15 protein-coding genes and 6 tRNA genes are annotated in these 19,355 nt (G+C 43.7%); 13 read left to right on the forward strand and 8 right to left on the reverse strand.

What is annotated here, in order from left to right; translation table 11 throughout:
- The first annotated feature begins 71 nt into the window (after positions 1 to 71).
- Positions 72 to 689, forward strand: coding sequence for a nucleotidyltransferase domain-containing protein (locus tag HC643_RS38045; RefSeq protein ID WP_038076539.1), 618 nt, complete (start codon positions 72 to 74; stop codon positions 687 to 689).
- Positions 690 to 966: 277 nt separating this feature from the next.
- Here HC643_RS38045 and HC643_RS38050 read toward each other — a convergent pair whose 3' ends face one another.
- From HC643_RS38050 to HC643_RS38060, 3 genes are read right to left on the reverse strand one after another with little or no spacing between them, the layout of a single operon-like run.
- Complete coding sequence (locus tag HC643_RS38050) at positions 967 to 1,731, reverse strand: GUN4 domain-containing protein (RefSeq protein WP_050045478.1); 765 nt, start codon at positions 1,729 to 1,731, stop codon at positions 967 to 969.
- Positions 1,732 to 1,769: 38 nt separating this feature from the next.
- Positions 1,770 to 2,117 (reverse strand): GIY-YIG nuclease family protein, encoded by a 348-nt coding sequence (locus tag HC643_RS38055; protein ID WP_038076542.1) that lies wholly within the window; start codon positions 2,115 to 2,117, stop codon positions 1,770 to 1,772.
- Positions 2,118 to 2,120: 3 nt separating this feature from the next.
- Entirely contained in the window at positions 2,121 to 2,423 is a 303-nt protein-coding gene (locus tag HC643_RS38060; protein ID WP_038076552.1) for a helix-turn-helix domain-containing protein, read from the reverse strand.
- Positions 2,424 to 2,594: 171 nt separating this feature from the next.
- On the opposite strand from HC643_RS38060, the gene HC643_RS42465 reads away from it, so the two are divergent.
- On the forward strand, positions 2,595 to 3,752 hold the full coding sequence (locus HC643_RS42465; protein WP_063779470.1) for a hypothetical protein: 1,158 nt from the start codon (positions 2,595 to 2,597) through the stop codon (positions 3,750 to 3,752).
- A gap of 176 nt (positions 3,753 to 3,928) precedes the next feature.
- Here the strand turns inward: HC643_RS42465 and HC643_RS38070 are convergent, their stop codons facing one another.
- A complete protein-coding gene (locus HC643_RS38070) occupies positions 3,929 to 4,708 on the reverse strand; it encodes an intradiol ring-cleavage dioxygenase (protein ID WP_038076555.1) in 780 nt (259 codons plus the stop codon).
- A gap of 544 nt (positions 4,709 to 5,252) precedes the next feature.
- Between HC643_RS38070 and HC643_RS38075 the strand changes: the two genes are divergently transcribed.
- From HC643_RS38075 to HC643_RS38105, 7 genes are all read left to right on the forward strand, one after another.
- On the forward strand, positions 5,253 to 5,909 hold the full coding sequence (locus HC643_RS38075) for a DUF924 family protein (protein WP_050045477.1): 657 nt from the start codon (positions 5,253 to 5,255) through the stop codon (positions 5,907 to 5,909).
- A 1,415-nt stretch (positions 5,910 to 7,324) separates the two neighbouring features.
- Positions 7,325 to 7,423, forward strand: a tRNA-Asp gene (locus HC643_RS38080).
- Positions 7,424 to 7,508: 85 nt separating this feature from the next.
- Positions 7,509 to 7,582 (forward strand) — tRNA-Cys (locus HC643_RS38085).
- A 403-nt stretch (positions 7,583 to 7,985) separates the two neighbouring features.
- A tRNA-Glu gene (locus HC643_RS38090) sits at positions 7,986 to 8,059 on the forward strand.
- Between the two features lie 268 nt (positions 8,060 to 8,327).
- A tRNA-Arg gene (locus HC643_RS38095) sits at positions 8,328 to 8,422 on the forward strand.
- A 6-nt stretch (positions 8,423 to 8,428) separates the two neighbouring features.
- Positions 8,429 to 8,505: transfer RNA gene (locus tag HC643_RS38100), tRNA-Phe, on the forward strand.
- 9 nt (positions 8,506 to 8,514) lie between these two features.
- Positions 8,515 to 8,587: transfer RNA gene (locus HC643_RS38105), tRNA-Gln, on the forward strand.
- Positions 8,588 to 8,917: 330 nt separating this feature from the next.
- Here the strand turns inward: HC643_RS38105 and HC643_RS38110 are convergent.
- Positions 8,918 to 9,376 carry a GNAT family N-acetyltransferase gene (locus HC643_RS38110; protein ID WP_050045476.1) on the reverse strand — a complete coding sequence of 153 codons (459 nt, stop codon included), beginning with the start codon at positions 9,374 to 9,376 and terminating at the stop codon, positions 8,918 to 8,920.
- A 290-nt stretch (positions 9,377 to 9,666) separates the two neighbouring features.
- Positions 9,667 to 10,590 carry an AAA family ATPase gene (locus tag HC643_RS38115; protein ID WP_038083454.1) on the reverse strand — a complete coding sequence of 308 codons (924 nt, stop codon included), beginning with the start codon at positions 10,588 to 10,590 and terminating at the stop codon, positions 9,667 to 9,669.
- A 1,147-nt stretch (positions 10,591 to 11,737) separates the two neighbouring features.
- Here HC643_RS38115 and hppD point away from each other — a divergent pair.
- The 4 genes from hppD (at position 11,738) to HC643_RS38135 (ending at position 17,168) form a co-directional block, all read left to right on the forward strand.
- Positions 11,738 to 12,829 (forward strand): 4-hydroxyphenylpyruvate dioxygenase, encoded by a 1,092-nt coding sequence (gene hppD / locus HC643_RS38120; protein ID WP_038083458.1) that lies wholly within the window; start codon positions 11,738 to 11,740, stop codon positions 12,827 to 12,829.
- 34 nt (positions 12,830 to 12,863) lie between these two features.
- Positions 12,864 to 14,021, forward strand: coding sequence for a homogentisate 1,2-dioxygenase (locus HC643_RS38125; protein WP_038083452.1), 1,158 nt, complete (start codon positions 12,864 to 12,866; stop codon positions 14,019 to 14,021).
- 131 nt (positions 14,022 to 14,152) lie between these two features.
- A complete protein-coding gene (locus HC643_RS38130) occupies positions 14,153 to 15,073 on the forward strand; it encodes a hypothetical protein (protein WP_038083450.1) in 921 nt (306 codons plus the stop codon).
- 13 nt (positions 15,074 to 15,086) lie between these two features.
- Positions 15,087 to 17,168 (forward strand): AMP-binding protein, encoded by a 2,082-nt coding sequence (locus tag HC643_RS38135; protein WP_038083448.1) that lies wholly within the window; start codon positions 15,087 to 15,089, stop codon positions 17,166 to 17,168.
- Between the two features lie 14 nt (positions 17,169 to 17,182).
- Here the strand turns inward: HC643_RS38135 and HC643_RS38140 are convergent, their stop codons facing one another.
- Positions 17,183 to 18,343 carry a hypothetical protein gene (locus tag HC643_RS38140; protein WP_038083446.1) on the reverse strand — a complete coding sequence of 387 codons (1,161 nt, stop codon included), beginning with the start codon at positions 18,341 to 18,343 and terminating at the stop codon, positions 17,183 to 17,185.
- A gap of 94 nt (positions 18,344 to 18,437) precedes the next feature.
- Entirely contained in the window at positions 18,438 to 19,319 is an 882-nt protein-coding gene (locus tag HC643_RS38145; protein ID WP_038083442.1) for an SDR family oxidoreductase, read from the reverse strand.
- Between the last annotated feature and the right edge of the window lie 36 nt (positions 19,320 to 19,355).

Raw genomic sequence — 19,355 nt, forward strand, 5'->3', positions numbered from 1 at the left:
GCTTAAGCTTGGTCGATCGTGCTTCACATCAGTGGTAAGATTTACCAAGTTCCAACTACGTGAATCAAAAAATGGACGATCTTTTATCAAGACTTATTATAGATTTGCAGGAAAAATACAAGCCACATACCATCATTCTTTATGGTTCGCGTGCTAGAAAGGATTGTACTCCTTCAAGTGATATTGATGTTGTTTGCTTTGTAGATGGTGCTACACCAATTCAGGATGCGCGTGAGTTTGAAGGACTTTATCTTGATGCATGGGTATATGGTTCCGATGCAATGTCAGCCTCTAGTGATGAGTTATTACGGATTGCAGATGGCTATTGTCTCTACGATTCACAAGGGCATGGAGAAGCTTTTTTAAAACAGTTACAGCAGCGTATTGAGCAAGGTCCAAAGCCACTTTCTTCTTCTGAAAGACAGCACACAAAGCAGTGGGTGGACAAAATGCTGGAGCGAGCGAAGAGTTCAGACGTTGAGTCTTTATATCGGCGCTATTGGCTTGCTATTGATTTATTACAGATATACTTCGAGTTACGCGGACAATGGTATTTCGGACCAAAGAAAAGCTTAATATGGCTAAGAGAACATGATTCTACTGGTCATCATCTTTTTTCACAGGTTTACGAGCGCGGTATTAGATTTGACGATCTTGGTAAGTTGTCTGAATACGTTACAAATACTTAGAAAATAATTGTTGTTAACTCAACAAACACTGTTGACTGGGTATAGGTGAGAGCTTGTGAGTGCGATAAAGAAGCGATTACAGCGCTTACTGCCGTATCGTGTAGTGGCATCTTCGAGCATCGCACCTCCAGATAAAATTTAGTAGGAAAGGCATCAATTAAAGCATTTTGTAGTTTTCTTAATTGCTGACTTGATAGCTCCATATTTTATAATAAGAGTTAAGTACAGGATTCAGTCAATATTGAGATATAAGGATATTGAATCCAACCCATGACAACTACCAGTCTTTCTGAGAAAGGAGAAATACGTATGCATCTCTTCTATCCCACCAGAAACCCGCAACACCCCAACCCAAGCCACCGAGCCTGACAGCAGTAGCGGGTAAATGCCCAACCGGGGATGAAAGATGAAAGGTCAATTCATGCACTTGCAACCACTTCTGATGCACCCGCCATCCAACAAGATTGCCAAATGCTTCATAAATCTTATCATCAGGTTTTATCTTTCCACCTACATTTTGCCAAATCTGTTGTTGAATGCTAAACCCAAAGCGATCCTTGGAAGCTTCTACCCAAAGCCGGTCTATAGCACGTAAATCTTGCTGTGGAAAGTTTTGTATGGATGTTACATCCAGCCAACCCTCTTGTTCTCGATTTGCTAGTTGGAGCATAATCTTTAGTGTTTCTCGGTCAGCTTCTTCCCATCTTTGAGCCACTAAAAGTTCTTGGAGTGTTATAGTTAACGTTAATTTTGTTTCCTCTTGTCCGAGATCCTCTTTAGAAAACATCTGCGAGCGCGAATTTGTAACACTTGTCCTATTTTGGCTGACATCTAATTTCTGGAGATCTCCACTGCTGTTTTCTGATTTTCTTGCTTGTTGAAGCTGGTGTGTTTCCTGGTTTAACACAGTTAAAATGCGATCGCTTTTATAGGTGGCGATCGCAGAGGAGCCTCGCTGTTTCCGTTGAAACCGCAGTCGGATGAGAAGGAATACTGTGACAAATATTACAATAATACTGAAAACAAGCCAATTGATTGACATGGAAGGGCGATTAGGTGTGCCATACAACCCCTCCAATTTTAGCGACAGAGCGATAAATCGCTGCTTCTTCTGAAGATGGCTCTGATTTGGTGCGCTTTCTGGTTCTTAAAATACTCAATCAATCTAGTTTCCGCTTTTCTCAATAATATTTCATCATTTATCTCTATCCAAGCAAGTCTAAGGTTCTTAAGTTTCTCTAACTCTTGTTGCTTGTGATGTTGCAACCACCTTTGTGACAAGTTTATCGAACTGCCAATATAAAGAACTTCACTGTGTTGAGATAGCACGAAATAGACAGCAGAGCATTCTGGAAATGCTTTACTCCACTCAATTGGTAATGACGGTAGCTGCTTCGGATCGATTTTATTAAACGCAATCAAATCCATAAACTAACTCTCCTTGCCCTCCTTTGGAACAACTTCAAACAACTCACCCATTCCACACCCAAAAAAATCACATAAAACTGCTAAAGTATCGGCATCATAGCGCTTTGCAATGTTCTCGCACAGTCCTCGAATAGCTGCATTTGTAAGTCCTGTTGCCTGAGCCAATGCAGATCTCGTCATGCCTTGAGCATCAATTAAATCTTGCAAGCGGCAACGAATTTTTACTTTAGACTGCTGCACGGCTCTTCTTTCGTCTCTTTTTGTAAATTTGGGCGGAACGGGAGGGTTCATTAGTACTGCTGTCATACAAAAATCCTTCGTTCCTATTGTCGATTACTAATTGAGCATTTTTTTCGATTAATAGTTAAACTGTTTTAGCGATTAATCGGTAAAATAAAAGAAATGACAAAGGCGATCGCGCAGATTCATAAAGAATTTTTGCAATCGCCTTCCAAAAACATATAACTATTACTTATCATGCCACAACTTCAAGCTCTTGCACCGAACGAACAGATTCTTGCTCAACGAGAACTTAACCAATATATCGAAGCCCAAGCTAACGCTATAGCGCCGGAAACCCCCGAAAATTCTTTCGGTAACCTTGCTCTTGCCAGCCAAAACATCCTGACCCACGCCATGATGCTTGCCCAACAGAAAGATCACTTATCCAAAAGTGAGTATAAAAAGCGGCTATTGCAGCACGGCTGGAAGAATGAAGACCGCAAGTACTTAAAAGTGGCGATCGCGTTCGGGCACTTTGCAAGCCAAGATTTAGCAAAAATCGAGCCAGCTACTCTCTTCCGTTTGGCTAACAATCCCAAAAAGTACCAAAGCGTTATCGACCAACTGCGTTCTTTAACAGAAATTAACCAATCTGCCGTGCGGGACCTCATTGCCCAACAGCAACAACCCAGAGAACCAAAGCAAGAACAAGCAAGCATCTGGCGGCGGACGAAGAATGGGGGACGGTATTGCCAAATTCCACCCATTCACGAGGAGGGCGAACAGACTGGTACTACCTTGCAAAAAATGATGGATGAGGAGGGGTTGACGGCACAGCGTATTGTGGCTGAGGCTATAGCATTGCGGCAGGCTTACAAGGAAGGTCGATTGGTGTTGGTAGAAAGCTCCTCCTCACCGAGTGAAGAAGAAGTTTGGGTTAGGGACTCAAACGCGGATACAGATACTGAGAGGACTGAAGAAACAACGGAGGGTGAATGGACTTTCGAGCCTGCACCGGAAAAAGATGATTGTATGGAAGACGATGATGCTGTTGTTAAATCCAAACCAGAGCACTACACTCAATCTCCTGTTGAGTTGTTAATTGAGACGTTTCAGAATGCTACAACTTGGGAGGAAATCAGAATGGCTGTAGCCGTTCGCGAAGACTGCAAGCAAGAGGCATGGCAGGTGCTGACACCTGTTGAGAAGAAGCGAGTCAGAGCGTTAATGCCGATTGAAGTGAAGAAATTAAAAGAGGCGAAGAAGGCTGGCTTGATTGTTGATTTTCAAGAACTCAGAGAAGGTGTTTACCAGGTCCGGAGAATAGGAAATGTGTTGGGTGAAGTTGTAAGTGCATCGAGGTTGGATACTTTTTTGGCACAGTTACGGGGAGGCGGGCAAAGTTTTGCCTGAGGTGGAATGGTTTTGGATGAGTGCGATAAGCCGGATACGGCTTGCGCCGAAGCGATAAGCACTATGAACGACTTGCGCCAAGGGCGATCGCTCTGAACCCCAAAAGCGATAAGCTGAGTACAGCTTGCGCTGCGCGATCGAACAAACGACTGACCAACTCAACCATACCCTTTAAATCAAGCCATCTTCAGCCCAATATCAAAGGTGGCTGTATAACCTTGTCCATTTTCGTCGAGTTCGAGCAACATTTGGTTGCCTCCATCAGTAAAAATTCCGTCAAGAGCGTTCTTCAACGTGCGCTGTCCTTTGCTAGAGTAGGGTGAGAGCGCATACACGCGATCGCTAATCGAGTCATCAAAGTATAGCTGTGAGGTAAACTCATAACTCTGCCCTGAGTTCGCATTTGTACGGACTTTCAAGTGGATATGGGTCGTTCTGCCTGGATACCACCCAGGATAGATAGTTGTAAACCGGACAGTTCCATTCGCGTCTGTCATTTGGTAGCCACGCAAAAACTTTTGACCAGCCGTATTGAAACTCCGATCTGTCACATCTGAATAAACTCCTTGCGCGTCACAGTGCCAAATATCCACCATTGCACCTGCAATTGGCGTACAGCTGCTACTGCCAACAAGAGAAACCCGCAGTGTCAATTGGAGTGGTACGCCAATTTTCACCCAACCGTCCGTTGGATCGGAGCGGATGTCAGAGCGGTTGAGCTTTTCTTCCACAAAATAAGGTCCTTCAGTCTGCTCTGGACTCACAACACATCCGTGTTTGGTAGCAGAGGCGGCGGTTAATGATGCCGGGATGCCTACACTCGATTGTACCTGTGTGGAATTGGACTTTTTAGGTATCCATCCAACCACAAGTATTGCAGTTCCGACTGCTCTAAATAGAGCTAGTGCCTCTCTCCGATTTAAAACTTGACCTAATAAGAGCTTGTTATTTTTCATATTAAGTAATTATCGATACAATGAAATGGCGTTCCAATCAGCGTGTAAATTATCCCTGCCCTGCTTCTAAAAGTGCTGTAGTCCGAGAGATTGAAATTAACAAATATTGCTTTTATTTAAGTTGATAGACTTAACTATCTTCAAATTCTTCACATTTCTAATAAAGCCAAATAAAAATGACAGTTTACATACAAACTAAATTACAGTTTTGTTATTTGTCCCGACGAGCAGTCTCGCTCTTATCAAACCATCAACTCTTGAAGTAGGGTATCATTCATCTCTTGAATGCAATCTACCGCTATACAGAGCGCGAAGCGATAAGCGCTCTTTCAACTGGCGCGGCTGGGCGATAAACTGAGTACAGCTTGCGCGATCGAGCGATCGCTTTACGATCGAGTGATTTTTGTCTTACTAAATCCTGACTTTATAGGACTTTTTCAGACTGCATAAATCCTATAAAGTTATTTAAATATAGAAATGAAATTTATCAGATTTAATATATGTTGCTCAACGATAACGATGCATTGGTTATGGGAGGTTCGCCTTGACAACGGAAGGATTTGAAGACGTTCTTCAGTTTTGGTTTCCCAACCGACGCACAAGCAATCTAGCGGTCATGGTTCGTCAGTGGGAATGGTGGTTTTGCTCTTGTGCGGATGCTCATATAATTAAGTATTTTTCACCACTGTTAGAACGAGCTCGGCAAGGTGAACTTGATGCTTGGTCTAATGAACCCCGCTCGCGGCTCGCACTTATCATCGTCCTCGATCAGTTCTCCCGAACGATTCATCGAGGAACTGCTCGAGCATTTGCACAAGACCTTTATGCTTGCACCCTAACTCTTGAAGGGATAGACCTCGGTCACTACACTGCTCTGTTAACACCCTGGGAAAAGACTTTCTTCTTCCTGCCTCTAGGGCATTCTGAGGATCTTAAAAATTTAGATCTGGCAGTTAAGCTAGCTTCAGATCTAGTTCTCTTGGCACCAGAGGAGTATCGCCCATTGCTAGAGTTCTCCGCCGCGCAAGCACGCGGACATCGGGACGTAATTGCAAGGTTTGGTCGTCATCCCCATCGCAATGCGGTTCTGGGACGCCGCTCGACCCCTGAAGAGCTTGAGTACCTCGCGAACGGTCATTTCGTACATACACGTTCGATGCCCCCTAACTTGTCGCAATTCCTCTCCAACACTAGTTGTTGAATTCGGGAAGCGATCGCACTCTTGTTCAAATTATCAATTCTTACAACAGCCCATTAAAAATCTATTACACTCTATATTCCATTGTAGTATCATGTAGAGAAACTTGATTACAAATACTACAAGAGTGCTGATAGGTCGATTATCTTCAACTGACAAGAGCGCGATGCATTGCCGATGGCTATTAGTTCGCTAAGCGCCCTCTCACTTCTCAAAAAAATCAAAAAATTTTGTAGTACACCCTTGACACTCTGTAATATAATATGTAGTATGTATGTAGTAAAGCAGTGCGATTCGTTCTCTCAAAACCTAACTTTGTAAAGTGGAGTTCTCCATATCAAAGAATTAGGGGGAGAGAGGGAAAGGTTACATAACCTTTTACAACTTAGTACTCTTGTAGGTTCAATTCCTACCACCCAAACCCAAGGGTTGAATTCATAGCCCAGATTTAACAGGTTGGCAACTGTTACTTTCGGTGCATGGGTTAAATGCGGATAATGGGTAGTCACCTCCCCAAATCTCTGCAAGAGTTGGTAGACATGGATAACGTACAGTGAATGCAGTACAACTCGTCGTAATACTACGGGAAACGAAAGTGACTGAGAATAGTCCTCGGATGACTCTATTGGACTAACCAGAGTGGGGAGAGTCTAGGGAATTATCACCCCAATGCGCCCTACCTAAGAGTTGCACGTCCCCGATACCAGAGTTAGGTTATACAGACTGTGGCTAAGTGCTTCGTAGCCATGTATGGGTGTCTAAACCTCGGCGGAGACTGCAATCCTAAATTTACCGCGAAAGGAGTGCTAGGAACGAAGTAACTTGTTCAATGCTATCGGATACATGTTAATTACTGCTAACCGACAATTGAATAGGAACAACCTTTGAGGCAAATTGCTTCCATAGCAGTAATCCTAACTGAAAACGATAAGGTGAGCCAAACCGCACGGTTGAACAACAGGGATATCCTGAGAAGCCAATGCCCTAAGTAATGTTAGGGATATGCTGACGCAGGATAAGCGGTTGTGGAAGCTTCCAGAATAGTAACTCCTGATAAGCCTAATACATACTTTCGGGTAATGTGGGATGAATTCTATGCGTACAGGGTAAACGATTGACTATACCGTAATTGTCCGGTAGTAAAGGCGACCACAAAACGTCGAACGGTCTAATAGCCCCAAGGCGGTACAAGGAAAGGGTGAAATAGTAGAAGCCAAGGTCAAATTGCGAGTAATCCATACGACTATCTTTGACACAAGACCACACGCAGGAGCCGAATGAGATTGGAAACTCTCATGTTCGGTTCTGAATGAGAGGTGAAGGAAAGCGATTTCCTCATCGACTCTAACCAGACAACCTCTCAAAAAGGCAAAGTGCAAACACTTCCGTTCCTTGAAAAGTTAATAACTGCCACATTTGGGGATGTAGCTCAGTTGGTCAAGAGTGCCTGTCTGTCGAACAGGAAGTCGCGAGTATCTCCTTCGGAGACGCTTCGCGAACAAATCTCGTCATCCCCGTGTAGCCTTGTGGACGAACAGACAAGTCGTTGTGCCTCTCAAGCACTAAGAAGCGGGTGCAACTCCCGTCAAGGCTTCCAAATATGTCCAGGTTGCCTAACGGTAGGGCGTTGGTCTGCAAAACCGACTGTGCGAGTTCAATTCTCGCCCTGGACTCCAAATATTGCAGCGCAGTTTAATAGCTAGTGCCCCAAGCTCATAACTTGGCGGCAGTTGCTACAACGCTTGGAACCCCCCTTCGGGTTCACCAGTCCCCAGGGCGCGGGAAACCCTTTTATAGCAATGAGCGTGCCACGCTGCGCTATCAGGGCTGGATTCACTGCAAAGCACTGCCTTGTCGCGGGTCCTTACGGAGACGCTATATGCAAGGCACACGCAAAGCGCACGCGCACGCTTCGCAATGCTGCAGGCTATGCCCGTAAGGGCTATACGCGAACAACTCCCGTCGCTGCGACCAATGCACAAATGGTGTAACGGAAGCATTAAGGTCTCTAAAACCTTTGGTCAAGGTATCTCCTTACGGAGACGCACTTGCGTTCAAATCCAAGTCTTTTGCGTTAATGGTGCCGTAGGCAAATTGGTAAAGCCACCTGTCTTTCAAGCAGGAGATTGCGGGTTCGACCCCCGTCGGCACTGCTGACTTGAGTTGGAATGACAGAGAGCAGGAAAACTGGTCTCTTCATTCCTTTATTTCACCCAGAAATCTCAAGTAATGACTCCAAGATGTATAGGTCGGCTTGCAAGCTTGGTCTAGGAAACGGTCTGTAAAACCGCCGAGAAAGAGCATTGCTAGTTTAATTCTAGCCCGACCCATTACGGAGAGATTGCTATTGGCAGAGCAAGCTGTTTGCGGTGCCTTCGGCGGGCGTAAGCGCTAACGCAGTCGTGTATGCAAGTTCATAATGAGAACGTGGTGTAACGGGATAACACGTCAGTCTACGAAACTGTTCGCGTAGCGTGGCGTAGCCATGAAGTGAAGGTTCAAGTCCTTCCGTTCCGCCTTATCCCCTGGTAGCTCAGTTTTGGTAGAGAGCGCTGGTCTGAAAAACCAGAGGTCGTCGGTTCGATTCCGACCTGGGGGACTGGCACATTGCCCTGTAGTGTAACTGGCAACATCCTTCGCTTTGAACGAGGAGATTCCAGGTTCAAACCCTGGCAGGGCAGTCACATTATTCTCCTGTAACCCAACTGATAGCTTGGGGCAACCTAAGAAAGCGATCGCGGCTATACTGCTGTATCACCAGCTAATTCCGCTCTTTGTTCGGTTTAGACTTTGTTGCTCAAGCGCATGACCATAAGTAGACACCTACCGTAGCCCGGTGGATCGTACTCTCGCAAATCCCTAAAACCTGCTTTGCTGTACGCTCGTTGTGCCTTGTGGTTGTCGATGGAGGTGGTAAGCTCTAATATTTGAAGTGTAGAAATATTTGAGGAACAACCTAAATTTTGACTCTGTCGTTGATAACCAAAATTTAGCATTTAGCGCGATCGCATTCAAGCTTTTTTTGTAAGTACCACGAAAGCTTTACTATCAAAATCTCGTTGGAATTTTTGTACTGGTTGAAATCCAGCTTTTTCGCAGATCCGCAATGCTTGTAAATTAAACTCAGCTACAGTAACGCGAAATAAAGCAGGTGCAAATGTGCTTTTACCATAGTTGAGAACAGCATCAATGACACGAAGAGTCACTCCCCGTCGCGTTAGGCTAGGACACATACCAAACCCAACATCAAGTGCGGCAATAGTGTAATCTCCTCCACTGACCCGTGCATCCCGACCAAAGCAACAGTAAGCGGTAAGATCGCCACCACTATTGGTAATGGTGTAGTATGCATTCGTTGAATCTAAAAATTGCCGTACATTCTCTTCAATTCCAGTAGGGTTTGGATTGTAAAAGTCATATGGCTCGTCATAACGCCATGTCAGAATAATACGTGCGTTTGCTTCGTTCATTGGCGAGAAAATGAAAGTCATATATCTTACGATTTTCTATAAGAACAAATATACTAATAAAAGTAGCTATTGGATTATCGGCTAAAGGGTCTGAGTCCGCTACTGAATCGGCTTAGTTTGTTAGAGTATCTCATTCAACTGTTTGCTAGAGATAGCATTGTACCTAATACAAGCTCAAAAAAACCAATTCTTACTTCTCGAGAGAATGACGTTTTTAAAATTCTAAGGTTAATAACATACTGCTTAAAATTAATTGACTATTTCTAACTAAAAGCGTGTCTGATAGGATCTCACCTGCAAGGTGAAAAAGAAATATCTTCAGGCACGATCGTCATCATCATTTCTTTACTGACTCTAGAAGATTTTACAAGTCTGTTTGCCTGTCTCTCGATTGTTTTTTCAAAGATATTTCTCACCAGCCTTCCATTTCCAAACTTTTTATCTCTATTAACGTATAAATCAGTTAATCGATCGAGCAATACTGTTTTCGATTTCTCCGTTAACTTGAAATGGTTCTGCTCGCAAATTTTTTCAAAAATAGTCAATAACTCGGTAGGACTACAATCATCAAAGTAGAAATACTTATTAAATCTTGACTTGAGCCCAGGGTTGGCATCAATGAATCTTGACATTTCTTCACTGTAGCCAGCAACAATAACTACTAGCCTATCTCTGTAATCCTCCATTCGTTTTAGTAGAGTATCTATAGCTTCTTGTCCAAAATCATTCTTAGCATCTTCTGGTTTTAGTGCATAGGCTTCATCAATAAACAACACACCGTCTAATGCCTCTGAGATAATTGTGTCTGTCTTGATTGCAGTTTGTCCAACGTATCCTGCAACTAACCCCGCTCTATCGGTTTCAATCACGTGCCCAGATGAAAGTATTCCTAAGTATTTGTATATTTGACCCATTAGACGAGCAACTGTCGTTTTCCCTGTTCCGGGGGGACCACAAAATACCGAGTGTAGTGTTACAGAAATGCTAGCAAGTCCCTGTTCCTGGCGAAGCTTCTGTATATTAAGGAAATTGATTAGAGTATGTACCTCATCTTTGACATTTTGCATACCTACAAGATTATTTAGCTGCTCAAGAACAGTTTCCAGATTTGTAGACTCATCAGACTGCTGAATAAAACTCTTATTACCAGAGCGTTTTAGCTCTGCTTTCATTTGCTGTAACTCCGCTTCAATCTCATCTTTCCAAAAAGACATACTCCATACCCTTTACAACTTACTAACTACTTGAACACTATGTTGCAGCAATTCGCTATTGAGGTTTTTATTTAATCATGCCTCAAAATTGGTTGGGTTCATGTTTAGTATTCCCCGTCACCTGTTTAATGTGCCACATTAAATAGAAAAAAATACAAAGCTACAGAGAAGAAAACGTGAAATGATTGCGATCTACCGGAGGTAGTAACAAAGTTATTGCCTCGAAGTGCTTTGTATTTCAAGGATTACAGTGGTTTTTTCAAGTTATTTGATGAATGAGATTTTTTGTCAATGCGTAACTCCTAGTACTGTAGGGTGGGCATTGTCTGCTATATAACAATACCGTTCAGATAAAACTCGAGCCCCCCTAGGGCGTGTTTTCACGCGTATTGGTTTAGTCTCTTAATTTTCTAGATACTCCTAAATCTCCCGATGAATTGGGGGATTTGTGTACAGATCTCTAGAAAAGAGATGAAACATTGTGAGAAAGGAAAATTGGAATTAAGTTCCTCCCCTTTTTAAGGCTAGAGGGGGATCGAAACCGCAAGAGTGCTCTTTAGAAGACTTGTGTACACCACCGTAGCTTCTGACGGGGGATTGGGGGAATCTCCAAGGATTAGATATTGTTAACTGAACCGTATAGCCCTACACAAGGTTTTTGGTTGACCGTATCCACCCCATCCGTAATTCAAAAATCAAATAGGAGTCCTATATCGGTTAAGCACATAAGTTAACAAAAGATACCCTGGCAAAAGAAAAAGTTAATTTTATAATCGGATTAGAGGGTATACCAATTTAAAAAAAGAATGCGGCACGGAAATAAAACCCCTTCCCTTGGTAAGGGAGATATGCGTCTTTGTCGCCAACATTTTGTGAATTGGTACTATACCATTTCACAAAAAGGACAATACAAAGCGATCGTGTAGAGACCCACCAGAGTGCGTCTTTACAGAATTTAGGTGTATTGCGATTTATGTGAAGTGGTATGACTGACTAAACGCGGATTTTTTGAAGAAGATAATGCTTTGCTTTGATTCCCAAAGTTGCATTACTTGTATTCAAAATTACTTATTTCATCTCATATAATAAATATAATACTTGTGAAAAATTTATTTCCAGTATTTCCTCTGAACTGGGAGGAATTCAGATGATTGATTTCTGCCCTATTAAGGGCTTTGACCACCTTGAGTTTTATGTTGGGAATGCAAGGCAAGCGGCGCTTTTCTATTCCAAGTTTTTTGGGTTTACTAATATAGCTTATCGGGGTTTAGAAACTGGCAGCCGTGAAATAACATCTTATGTTATGCAGCAAGGGGAGACTCGCTTTGTTTTAAGTGCAGCGCTCTTTTCCAACCATCCCATCTCGCAAAGCGTGTTAAAGCACGGTGACGGAGTTGCGATCGTAGCTTTTGAAGTGCCAGATGCTACAATGGCATACAAGGAAACCACCAGACGGGGCGCTGTAGGAGCGATCGCACCCACTGAAGAAGAAGACGGATATGGCGTGTTGCGTTATGCGGCTATCCACGCCTACGGTGATGTGTTAATTAAGTTTGTGGAAAGGAGCGATTATTCTGGCGTCTTTGCTCCTGGCTTTATACCTCGATACCCTGCTAACAGTACTAACTCTGTAGGTTTATGCACTATCGATCACATCGTAGGAAACGTCGAGTTAGGAGCAATGAACAAATGGGTACAGTTTTTCACCGATACACTGGGCTTTAGCCTACTGGTGCATTTTGACGATGAGGCAATTTCCACAGAGTACTCTGCCTTAATGTCTAAAGTGATGCAGAACGGTACGGGTAAGATTAAATTACCAATTAACGAACCAGCCAAAGGAAAACGCAAATCTCAGATTGAAGAATACCTGGAATATAATAACGGTCCGGGAGTACAACACATTGCCTGCGCGACCAATAACATTATCGAAACAGTCTCTCAATTAAAAAAAGCAGGGTTGGAGTTTCTACACGTACCGAAAACTTATTACGAAAACTTGAAAGAACGAGTCGGTGACATTGATGAGCCTATCGAGCAACTCGCAGATTTAGGGATTTTAGTGGATAGGGATGAAGATGGGTATTTACTCCAGATTTTCACCCAGCCCGTGCAAGATAGACCAACGCTTTTCTTTGAAGTGATTCAGCGTCATGGAGCGCAAGGTTTTGGTGAAGGGAACTTCAAAGCCCTGTTTGAAGCGATAGAACGCGAACAAGCGATGCGGGGTAATTTATGATGCACCAAATACAGGAAGCTAAGGGGATACGAACATGAGTTACTACTATAAATTAGGAAAACTTCCCCACAAGCGACACATTCAATTTCGTCAACCTGATGGTTCTCTATATCATGAAGAATTAATGGGGCTGCGAGGGTTTTCGGGTGTTCAATCCTTGCTTTATCATTTACGTCCACCTACACAAATACAGAAGATTTTGTTAGAGAGGACAGTCAATCTGTCCTATGAAGAATCCAGTCCCCTGTGTCATCGCCATCTACGAACGGGAACCGTAGAATTGGGAACAAATGCTGTAGAGGCGCGTGTTCCGTTAATGGCAAATGCAGATGTCTGCATCTCCATCGCTCGTCCCCAATCGCCGATGTTGTACTGGTATCGATGCGCTCATGGTGATGAAGTGATATTCATCCATGATGGCACTGGTGTATTGGAGAGCCAGTACGGTATTCTACACTATCAAGTAGGAGATTATTTAGTAATTCCTTCTGGAGTGCTGTGGCGTATTATACCTGACGCGGGGGTAGAGCAGCGCATGCTTGTGATTGAGGCTAGCGGACATATAGAACCACCAGCAAGATATCTCAATCGCTACGGGCAATTTCTCGAACACTCTCCCTACAATGAACGCGACATTCGTCCGCCAGAGGAGTTAGGAACTCATGACGAGGTGGGGGAATTTGAAGTGCGGGTCAAAACTAGAGATAGAATTATTAGCTATCTCTATCACCATCATCCTCTAGATGTTGTGGGATGGGATGGGCATCTTTATCCTTTTGCGTTTAACATTGAGGATTTTGAACCCATTACCGGGAGAATTCACCAGCCCCCTCCAGTACATCAAACTTTTGAGGCTCCTGGCTTTGTTATCTGTTCCTTTGTACCACGCCTTTTTGATTATCACCCTCTGGCAATTCCAGCTCCCTATAACCATTCCAATGTTGATTCGGATGAAGTTATCTATTATGTCTCTGGAAACTTTATGTCCCGTAAGGGGATAGAGCGATCGTCAATTACCATTCATCCTAGTGGTATTCCTCACGGTCCTCATCCAGGAATGTACGAGGGTTCTATTGGCAAAGAACGCACCAATGAACTGGCTGTCATGATTGATACCTTTCGTCCATTGCAACTGACAAAACAAGCCCTGGCTTTGGAGGATAAAGACTACGCCTATAGTTGGATTGCTTGATATTCTAAGTTTTCCAGATTGGTTGAAAGTATGAACTACCTTCGTTTCCAGCCCTATACTCCTCGTTTCCTCCCCTTGGAAAGGTTCGGGTTAAAGTTAGGTAAAACTGACACGAAAATCATGTAAATATTATGACTCATACTAACGTGAATACCTCAGGTTCTTTAACTATCTCCTCTCGCATCGAAAAGCGATCGCATCAAGGCGAATTAACCCAAAAACAAGTAGAAAACTTTCAAGATTTCCTCACGAGGATCGATAGAGAATTTTTACAACACCGCATCATCACCAACAACGCCTATACTCGTTGGTTTTCTTGCGGTACCGCTACAGACAAAGAATTGCGTTATTTCATTCAGCAATTCTCGGTATTCTCCAATCAGTTCCTCATAGCAGCACTGTTAAAAGCCATTAACTCACCCACCCTCGATCGATCGCGCAAGAGTCGCGAGATATTGCTGAACGAACTGGGCGTAATTTATCGCAAGCCAGACCAAACCATTAGCACTAACCTGGGTCAGACAGAAGATGATAAGGATAAAGAAGGAGATCCCGAATTAGTCAGTACCGAAGGTACGGTGGACGGTGGTATTTGTCGTTTCCGCGCCGCACATTTTGAATGGCTGGTCAATTTAGCTGAGGGCTTGGGGTTACATTATGAAGACATTGGCAAGCGCAAGCACGGAAGTTCAACCACTTTACACTTCTGCGATGAACTGCAACGTCTTTATGGAAGTGATGACCCACATATTGCTGAGGGTGCTAGCTTTGCAGTGGAAAATTGGGCAGCAGCAGGCTTTTGGCAAGAATTGGAGGAAGGGCTTACGCGCATCAAACAAGCACGATACCCGCATCTGCGTTTGGCATTCTTTAGTTGGCACAATCGTGTTGAGATGCAACACGCCGGACACACTCTAGAGGAACTCGAAGCAGTTTATTTTCAAGCTGACTTTGACCAAGCCAAGTTTATTCAGGGAGGACGAGAAATTCTGGATGCTATTACTGTTTTTTGGGATGGATTGGAGGCGGATCGTCTTGGAATGAGGGGATAAGGGAGATAAGGCGATGAGGGAGCAATTGTCACTGGAAGAAATCACTGCTTGTGGTGTCGAAGTCAGTACTGCGATCGCTATTCTGTCACAGATCGATGAGTGGCTGGCTTCATTACAACCTGCTGATTGCTGGCAGCATTTAGTGCAATATATTCTTAAACCCGATCTCCCCTTTGCACTACACGAACTCCTCTACAAAACTACCTTCTCTGATTGGGATAGCACTCAAGGATCGCCTCCTGCTTGGTTTCCTTCCAAAGAGCAAATTCAGAAAACCAATATCGCTGCTTTAATGAAATCTCTGGAATTAGATTCTTATCCAGAACTTCATGCTTGGTCAGCACAAAATCGGTCTGAGTTTTGGGAAATAATGATTCAGCGTTTGGGCATTCATTTCTCAGAAAAGTACAGCCAAATTATTGATTTGAGCAATGGAGTAGAGTCTCCCCAATGGCTGGTAGGTGCTCGATTTAACATCATTGAAAGTTGCTTTTTAGCACCAGCTGATGCACTGGCTATTCTCTTCCAATCGGATCGTGGTTCAATCTCTACCATGACTTATGGCGAACTCCAAGCTTTAACTAACCGAGTTGCCAGTGGATTGGTGGAGGCTGGCTTTCTTCCTGGAGATACTATTGCCATTGTGATGCCCATGATAGCTGAATCTGTGGCAATTTACTTGGGAATTATCAAAGCTGGTTGCGTGGTTGTTTCCATAGCTGACAGTTTTTCTGCGACAGAAATTGCCATGCGCTTGCGCTTATCTAACGCTCAAGCCATCTTTACCCAAAGCTATATTTTGCGTGGTAGCAAGCAGTTGCCTTTGTATGAGAAAGTGATAGCAGCCAATTCACCGAGAGCAATTGTTTTAGGAACTAAAATGAACAATGAGGATAATGAAAGTGTTTCCTTGTTGGCATCTTTAAAACTGCGTCGTGGTGATTTGGCTTGGGAAGATTTTCTCAGTTCCAACCATCAATTCGATGCTATCCCCGCTCATCCTGCTACTCCTATCAATATCTTATTTTCTTCCGGTACGACGGGAGAACCCAAAGCTATTCCTTGGACGCATACGACTCCCATCAAATGCGCTGTTGACGCTCATCTGCATCACGATATCCATTCCGGCGATAGAGTTGCTTGGCATACTAACTTGGGATGGATGATGGGACCGTGGTTGATTTATGCTTGCTTAATCAATAGAGCCACCATTGCCCTTTATTCTGAAGTACCTACAGAAAGGGAATATGGTCAGTTTATACAAAATGCTAAAGTAAATATACTTGGTGTCATCCCCAGTCTTGTCAGTCAGTGGAAAACGACTGCTTGCATGCAAGGGTTGGATTGGAGTGCGATAAAAGCTTTTAGTTCGACAGGTGAGTGTTCCAAGCCCCAAGATATGCATTACCTAATGTCCCTGGCTGGATACAAACCCGTTATCGAATACTGTGGAGGTACGGAAATCGGTGGCGGCTATATCACTGGTACTCTAATACAACCTTGCGTACCTTCAACTTTTACCACACCTGCTTTGGGATTGGATTTTGTTATTCTTGACACAGAGGGAAATTCTGCTGACAAAGGCGAGGCGTTTATCGTACCGCCATCCATTGGTTTGTCAGATCGATTGTTGAACAAAGACCACCACCAGGTTTACTTTGCCAATACCCCTGTGATTTCTTCCTCAACTCCTCTGCGCCGTCATGGCGACCAAATAGAACGGTTACCTAACGGCTACTACAGAGCTCGCGGTCGCGTTGATGATACGATGAACCTCGGAGGTATTAAGGTCAGTTCTGCTGAAATTGAACAAGTTTTGAATAGCGAACCGGGAATTTGTGAAACTGTTGCGATCGCAGTTTCTCCTCCACAAGGAGGACCGAGCCGATTGGTAATCTACGCAGTTGTCGAACCGGACGTTCAACAAGATCGAGCAGCGCTGGTGAGTTCCTTGCAAGCAGCACTTAAGCAACGTCTCAATCCCCTCTTCAAGATTCATGACCTTGTAATTCTTGATACTTTGCCACGCACTGCTTCCAATAAGATAATGCGTCGGGTGCTGCGCGAACAGTACTGTCTCTTGCTGGACGTGTAACTAATAATTGGCATTTAATTTCCAATTGGTGGTGCTAACGGTTGACGGGGTTTACCACCTGCACCAATGTTATTAGGTTTGTTGTTGTCCACAACTTTTAAGGCGCTAATAATCTTTGTCATGTCAGCTTGGAGGTCTTTATCGTCATTGAAGTGACGCCCCGTGACTTTTTCATATTCTTCCTCAGCTGCCCTTTCTAAGCAGATGTAGTTGTAATCCCAACCTGAATCGTCAACGACGTAAGCGCCGTAGTCTTGCATTGCTTGGAAAATCTTTTTGCCTGCTTTAGTGGTCAGTCCCAAGCTTTTTGCCGAGACGTTAGGTGGAACAGCTAACAAGGAACCCATAACGAGCGCTAGGTTAGAACCTTGGTATTGCTTGGATGCGTAGCTATCGGCAGCAAGGGCTGGCCAACGATAGCCGGGAGTTGGTGATGAGGAATTGTAGTGTAACCACTTGCTCCAAATCACTAGCTTGAGTGCGTGACGAATAGGATTTTTGCCTAGTAGCTCGCCTTGACGAATACTACCACCAATGCTGGACATTCTCGAGCCACCATGTCCGCCACCAATGCCATCACCATAAATATTTTGTTCTCCAAACCAGTAGCCGTAAAGAGGACCGCCCTTTTCGCATCGAGTTGTGATGTTAAACGACACTAGAGTTTTGCCATCTGGTTTCAAAAATGCTGAGGAGTTGTTTGGAGTAAAATTTGGTTTTGCATCTGGAATAATGAGATTGTGAGGAACCTTCAATTTCTCACCTGCTTTCGGATGCCACTGTGCTTGTTCCTGGGGTGCAGTACCGCTACAGCGATTTTTATCCCAACTACCTACCATATAGACATTTTGCAATTTGTCGGTATTTTTAGTCACTACAAACCAATCAGTATCAACTCCAGCTCCCTTTGAACCGATATAAGCATCAACGTATTTTGCGTTTGAGCCAATGGGTACATTCCAAATACTGTTACAAGCAAAAGGCCACAAGTGTTTGTCTCGCGGTTTTCCGAAACCGCATTTGGTTTTTGAGGCTGTTAGGGTTGCTTGGGCAAGGAGATTTTTGTTCCCTTCACTTACGCTTAAGCTAAATGAATTTTGAGTGCTAAAGACAATTGCAGCAGTACTACTCAGAATATAGCTGATAGTAGTGAAGGTAGGATTGAAAATAATCATTTGCCTCTGATAATCTGACCTTGAATTTTTAAGCTAACTGACGTTGAGAACTTTCTGTAGTTTCTCAAGCTGCTACAATTACACTCGCGAGTGCTTATAACCAAAACTGCCGATAATCTTCAACATACTGCTGCATAGTTATTGGTGGACGAGCCAGCAATTGCTCTACATCTGGTGTGAGATGACCTGCTAAGCCCAAACGAGCAGTTGTGTAAATTCCTACCATGACCATAATAAAATCCATCGGGAGTCCGCGATCGCGCATTCGTTGGATAAAGTTCCAAATAGAGGGATTTGTGTAATGGATTGGTTTACCCAGAACATCTGTAAAAATATCTGCGACTTCGTAATAGGTCAAAGCTTCTCCACCAGTAAGCGTGTAAGCTTTCTGAGAATGTCCCTCTTCCATTAAAGTACGCACTGCAACAGCAGCAATATCGCGCACATCAATAAAACTCGTTTTACCGTGTCCTGCAGGCAAGAACAATTCCCCACGGGTTTTGATATCCTCTTGGTGCGTGGTGTTGAGGTTTTGCATGAAGAAACTAGCACGTAAAAAGGTAGCAGGAATACCCAACAGATTAATGTAACGCTCAATCTTCGAGTGCGGCACAATGGGGTTGCGATCGGCTCCTAAAATAGAAAGAAACACAACTTGTTTGATTCCTGCAAGTTTGACAGCATCTAACGCGGGAGCAATTTGTTTGCGAACATTAGCTAAATTCGGCGGACGTACCAAAAAAAGTTTGTCAACTCCTTGAAAAGCAGTTGCAAAAGTTGCGGGGTTGGTAAAATCAAATGGGACACCATCAATGCTGTGACCGGAGAAACCTGCTGTAGAGCGAACGCTCAGTATTTCTGTAGCGGTGTCGGAATTTCTAATAGCAGCACGGACTTGGCAATTTTGGTTTAGCAGTAAGCGAATCACCTCTTGACCGACATTTCCAGTTGCACCTGTCACGAGAATTGTTAACATAAGCTATTTGTTGTGTCTCGTTCATATACTTTGAAG

The sequence above is a fragment of the Tolypothrix bouteillei VB521301 genome (genome assembly GCF_000760695.4).
Classification (GTDB): Bacteria; Cyanobacteriota; Cyanobacteriia; order Cyanobacteriales; family Nostocaceae; genus Scytonema; species Scytonema bouteillei_A.